The sequence below is a fragment of the Natronomonas sp. genome, assembly GCF_046710025.1.
In the GTDB taxonomy this organism is placed as follows: Archaea; Halobacteriota; Halobacteria; order Halobacteriales; family Haloarculaceae; genus Natronomonas.
This window is the reverse complement of record NZ_JBKEGK010000175.1, coordinates 1-5,401: the sequence shown is the minus strand read 5'-3', so window position 1 is coordinate 5,401 and position 5,401 is coordinate 1. Positions and strand designations below refer to the sequence as shown.

Annotated in this window: 3 protein-coding genes and 1 pseudogene; 2 read left to right on the top strand and 2 right to left on the bottom strand. The window is 64.6% G+C overall.

What is annotated here, in order from left to right; genetic code table 11:
* Positions 1 to 688 precede the first annotated feature (688 nt).
* Positions 689 to 2,842 (top strand): hypothetical protein, encoded by a 2,154-nt coding sequence (locus ACI944_RS11190; protein WP_411719136.1) that lies wholly within the window; start codon positions 689 to 691, stop codon positions 2,840 to 2,842.
* Positions 2,843 to 2,897: 55 nt separating this feature from the next.
* Here ACI944_RS11190 and ACI944_RS11185 read toward each other — a convergent pair whose 3' ends face one another.
* A complete protein-coding gene (locus tag ACI944_RS11185) occupies positions 2,898 to 3,629 on the bottom strand; it encodes a hypothetical protein (RefSeq protein WP_411719135.1) in 732 nt (243 codons plus the stop codon).
* A 91-nt stretch (positions 3,630 to 3,720) separates the two neighbouring features.
* Positions 3,721 to 3,879 (bottom strand): hypothetical protein, encoded by a 159-nt coding sequence (locus tag ACI944_RS11180; protein ID WP_411719134.1) that lies wholly within the window; start codon positions 3,877 to 3,879, stop codon positions 3,721 to 3,723.
* Between the two features lie 181 nt (positions 3,880 to 4,060).
* Between ACI944_RS11180 and ACI944_RS11175 the strand changes: the two are divergent.
* Positions 4,061 to 5,401 (top strand): annotated as a pseudogene (locus ACI944_RS11175) (secretion system protein); the annotation flags it as partial.

The window sequence follows — 5,401 nt, the reverse complement described above, 5'->3', positions numbered from 1 at the left end:
CATACTGAATAATCTGGCCGCGTCGGGGCTCCCCTGGGGGAGGGCACTCCGCCTGATCGGCGGGACCTTCGTCATTATCCCGCTCGCCGCTATCATCATACGGGGCGCATTGGTGCTGTTTTATCTGCCGGAACAAATTACGAACTGGCTCAGGTAGTAGCAGTGCTTCGTGGCACTGTCGTGACCGATACGCGCGTTGTATCTTGCACGCGAGTCTTGACAGGACTTGGAAAAACGGAACATGTGATGCTTTCTATGACACGCTCTTGGTGGGAGGTATGTCAAAAGTACTGCGTCAAGCACATTGCGGTGGAAGGTCCCTTGACCGTCCTACCATCCGCGCCGTCTCGATGGTTGGCTCGTCGTACTCGAACACTAGTGTGTCAGGGGTGCCGGCTGGCAGCGCGTAGATCCCCTCAGTGAGGGGTAGCACGTCAGCAATACACGGTCCACGATCCGGATTCGATCGTGGAGTGGCGCTTGTTCGAACATGGCGGGCGTTGATCGGGGCTTTGCCGGCCGCTACGGAAGCCCTACGAACGCTCTGGTCGAGGCTCCACCTCGACGTATCGCCTCCGATCCGATTTCGGGGGGAGTGCTCAATACGACTCGATTGCGACCAACCCGCGAGTCGATGGGCGGGTTCTCGCCCGATAGCTATATGTTCATCCTGCGGGAGGTCGTAGGTATGGACGCCCACTCCGTTGTCGACGACTGGGACGACGCTCCGTTCGACGGTGGGTTCGGCGGGATCGACAAGTTGGCGTCGCGGGGATTCAGCGGCGCAATCGAGGCCAATGGGACATGGCTGTTCCTCCGCGACGGCGAGGCGCTCGCCGCTGTCACTGACCTCGATGTCGACCCACGGCCAGGTGATATCGACGCTTTCAAGGGCGCAGCCGGGCGACAGCACGAGGCGCCGACGGCTGGCGTCGCGACAGTTGCGGCGATGGCGGCGCTCGGGGGGAACGTTCGCGGCACGTACTTCACCGACGACACCCCGCTGGAGGCGGTCGACGAAACTCTCGCTGGGGGCGGCTTCACCGGCTACGTCGAACTCTCCGAGAACGTTCTGAGCGGCGACTACTACTACGTTTACCTCGATGGCGCGGTCGATCACGTCGCCTTTGTCGGCTCCGAGCAACTCCTCACCGGTGAGGAGGCCGAGTCGAGGGCTGAAGGCGAGGTCGGCATTTACGATGTCGTCGCGGTCGAACTCCCCCGTCCGGACCTTCCGGAACCGGACTCGCCCACCAAACCGGATTCGACGCCAGCGACGGCAGCCACAGGGGTGGATTCCGACGCGGGGGCGAGTTCGGACGTAGAGACGGGGTCGGACCCGGATTTGGACACCGACGCGGATCCGGATTCGACCGCCGACGCCGGTACGAAGACGAGTACGGGTGGGGACACGCAGGCCGGAACGACAGGGTTGGGTGCGGAAACGGAAGCGGAGGCTGGCGCGGAGACCGACGTGGAAGCGGAAGCGGAGGCGGATACAGGGATAGATACGGAGGCGGAGGGGGACTTCGAGACGGCGTGGTTAAACAGCGATGCCGAGCCGGATAGCGATACTGCGCCGGGGACCGGTACTGAGCCGGACACTGATTCTGAGCCGGACAGCGATGTTGCGCCGGACGCCGATACTGCGCTGGACGCCGATACTGCGCCGGACAGCGATCTCAGGAGAGCTACCGACGAGACGGCGAGCGACGACAGAACGGGCGGCGTCGGGGACCGATTGGATACTGATGTGGAGGTGAGTGACGACCCGGACGAAGACGACGACAAAAGCGGAGGTGACGGCGAGCCACCGGGCGACCGCAACGGCGCCTCAACCGTCGCCGCGGTCACCGACGATGGTGACGACGGAGAGACGTTGGCGTCCGGAGCGGCTGCCGAGGACTCGGCAACGAGGGCCGATACGGCGGGGGCAGGCGAGGCCGCGCTCGATCGCGAGGCGCACGACGACAGGATCGAACAGTACGAATCCCGGATCGCGGAGCTGGAGGCCGACCTCGCCGCGGCCGACTCGCAAATTGCGGAGCTGGAAGCCGAACTCGAATCGCTCCGGGCCGAGCGGGACGACCTACAACGTCGAGTCGGATCGGTGGAGACTCCCGAGAGCGAGTCGCTGACGCCTGAGGCAGCTCTCGCTGAAACCCGCCTGTTCGTCCGCCAGCGCAGCCGCGGCGAGGGGACGCTCTCGGATGCTCACGACGGTGCCGAGCGAGAGGCGGTCGTTTCGAACCTCCGGATCGAGTATCACACCACGTTCGACGACGAGAGCGTCTCGGTCGAGGGCGAGCCCTTCGAAGGGTGGCTGCGATCCTCCGACGCCCACGCGTTCGTCGAGTGGCTGGCGACCGAGTTGCTCTTCGAGATCCGCTCGGCCGGCCAGCCCGAGGCGGTCAGGCCACTCTACGACGCCCTCCCAGAGATCGATCGGATCGGGTTCGACGAGACGATCGCGGTCGGCGACGGCATCGAGGGCCGCGAAGTCGAGTTCGACATCGTCGCCCGTGACAAATCGGGCCACCCCCTCGTCGTCGCGACGTTCGACCGGGGTCGAGATCCGACGTACGCCGACGCGATCGAGCCCTTCGTCGCCGACGCCACCGATGTCTGTGCGGCCCACGATACGCTCGCCGGCGCGGTTGCGATCACGTCGAGTTACTTCGAGTCGGACGCGATGTCGGTCGTCGGCGAGGCGACGAGTTCAAGCCTGCTCAGCCGGAGCCGATACCGAAGCTACGTCAAACTCTCGCGGGCGAACGGCTATCACCTCTGTCTGGTTGAATCGCGGGAGGGCTCGTTCAACCTGACCATCCCGGAGTTGTGATCGGAACAGCAGTGAGGCTAGAACACAGACGCAGAGGATGACTGTGAAAAGCGGTTCAAGCGCCCTCAATCCGCGTCACGCGCCCGTCCTCGACGGTCGCGAGTGCCCACGCCTCTGGCAGGTGACCATCGACAACGGTCCCCGGAACAAGAGGAGCCGGAACCGGCCGGTAGGCGTTGGCTTTTAGCTCCCGAACCGACGGAAACCGGCCGACGACCCGATCCGTCGAAAGCTTTCGGACCCGAAACCGGCCGTCGTCGGCCCGCCGGTAGGCGTACTCGAAGGCGTCGGCCGACGGACACGAGAGGTCATCGAACGTCCCGAAGGCGGCGGTCGCCTCGCCGTCGGCGTAGAGGACGAACCGCATTCCCTCGCCAGTCACTCCGTCGGCCGGTTCCGCCCGCCACGTCGGGGGGTCGTCGGCGCGACAGCAGGCCAGCCCCGCGGTACCGGCCGGTAGGCGGTCGGGGGTGTTATAAAATGTGCGACCCCGCTCGGTTCGGCCGGCCAGTCCGGGCGGGTCGGTCAGTATCTCCCGGATCGCCGTCGCGTCCTTCGGGTGGGCGACGAGAAGCGCCGTCCGCCCGGCGGCGACGGCGTCGCCGATCACCTCGAGAAGTGCTGTCGGGTCCGGCCGGCCGGCGACGACGGAGAGCCGCCCCGGGACGCCGATCCGGTCGGTTCGATCGGTCGGGACAGCAATTGCTGCATCGCTGCGATTGTCGACGTCGTAACTGCGTGATGTGAGTTCGGAACGAACAGTTTTGAGCCGCTGGGTGTCTGTCATGGGCGATGAATCTCGTCAGCGGTGGAACGGTGTGTAAACGTACGCCAAGCGACGAATCGTTGGGTATCAGGCGAGTTATCGTACGACGCGATCACGCGGCCGTAATCGTGTCGAGGAGGTTCTGAAGCGAGGTGATCAGTCCCTCAAGGAACGAAACCAGCTCGGCCGGGTCGCCGGTCTCGGCAGCGGCGACACCACTGAACAGGAGCAAGGCCGCGAGCGCCGCGAGCGGTAGCAGTTTCCGTTGCATATGTATAATGTGCTGTCGCGTCATTATCAATGTTCGGCCGCTGGAATGAGTCGATCTTTGAGATGCGTTTATAACGAAGCATAACGAGGGTCGTTGTTCCTTGCGGCCGGTCTGAGATCGGCATTCGCGAGTTGTTTTCGTACGAATAGTTAAATAAAAATACGGGAGTAACCCCAATTGAATGCTCGACGAGGTGCCGACAGTTCCGGCCCCGGAACCGCCAGATAGCGCCAAGGCGTGGTACGCGCCATCGATCCACGATCACTACGAGATCGTCCCCGGCGTCGTCGCCACGGTCGAAGGCGGCGATGACGGGTTTCGCTACGGTGTCCGCGAGCCGTCGCTGTCTGCCGACACGGAGTCTGACCTGCGCGCTGTCCGTGAGCACTTCGCTGACGCGGAACCGACTCGTCCCCGGACGCGCGAGGGTGCCGCCGAACGGTTTCGTGCCGGGTTCGATCAGAAGTACGGGCAGATTATCGACACAATCGTCTCGTGTTCACCGGCTGCCCGGCGCCGACTCGACTACTACGCGCTCGCCGAGTTGCGGTGCCTCGGCACGCTGACGCCGCACGCGCTCGACGATTCGATCGAGGTCGCCGATGCCACCGGTGAGGAGCTGTCGCTTCACTTGGCCAACTACGCCCCCGCGGCGACGGGCATCCGAGACGCCGAATTTATCGGGCAGTTCAGCGCCGAACGCATCGAGCGGTACACCGTCGAGTTCGCCGGATACGCCGTCCCGGTCGTGCGGTACCGCGAACGGCTGCTCGGGGCCGACCCCTTCGAGCGAAAGTACGCGGTCGTCGAACCGGACCGGCTCCCCGGCGACGAGCGGCTCATCGCCGAGTGCAAAGAGCGGATCTGGGAGGCCGGGCTCGGCGGGATAGACGAGCAGTCAACGCTCCGCAAGCGGGCAAGGGTCGTCCGCGAGCGCGGCGAATCGCTGCTTTCGAGACAGTTGCGAGCGGGAGACGTTCGCGCGTGGGTCGATACGATCCGACGTGGGGTCCGAGCCACGCTCGCCGAATACGGGGTCGCCGTTCCGTCGGTGAATCGTGGGTTCGGCGACGACCGCCTCGATGACCTCGTCTACTACGTCGTCCGGGATCTCGTCGGGTATGGCCAACTCACGGTTCCGATTTATGACCCTCGTCTGGAGGACATTGAGGCGAACCGGGTCGGTGAACGGATCAAGGTCGTCCCCCGCGGCAGCGGTCGGGAGCCGACAAACCTTGCGTTCGAATCCGAGGAGGCGTTCGTCAACGTGGTCACACAGCTCGCCGCGAACGACGGGATCGAACTCTCGGCCAGCAGGCCGTCGGCGACGATCGATCTCGATCTCGACGGCACCGACCAGATCATCCGCTGTGCGGTCGCGCTTCCGGCCATCTCCGAGGGCGGTCCGCACGTTTCTATCAGAAAGCAGGCCCCCAAGGGCGTAACCCCGGTCGCGCTCGTCAAATCCGAGGCCGTCCCGACGGAGCTGGTGACGCTTCTGTGGCTGCTGTACGAACATCAT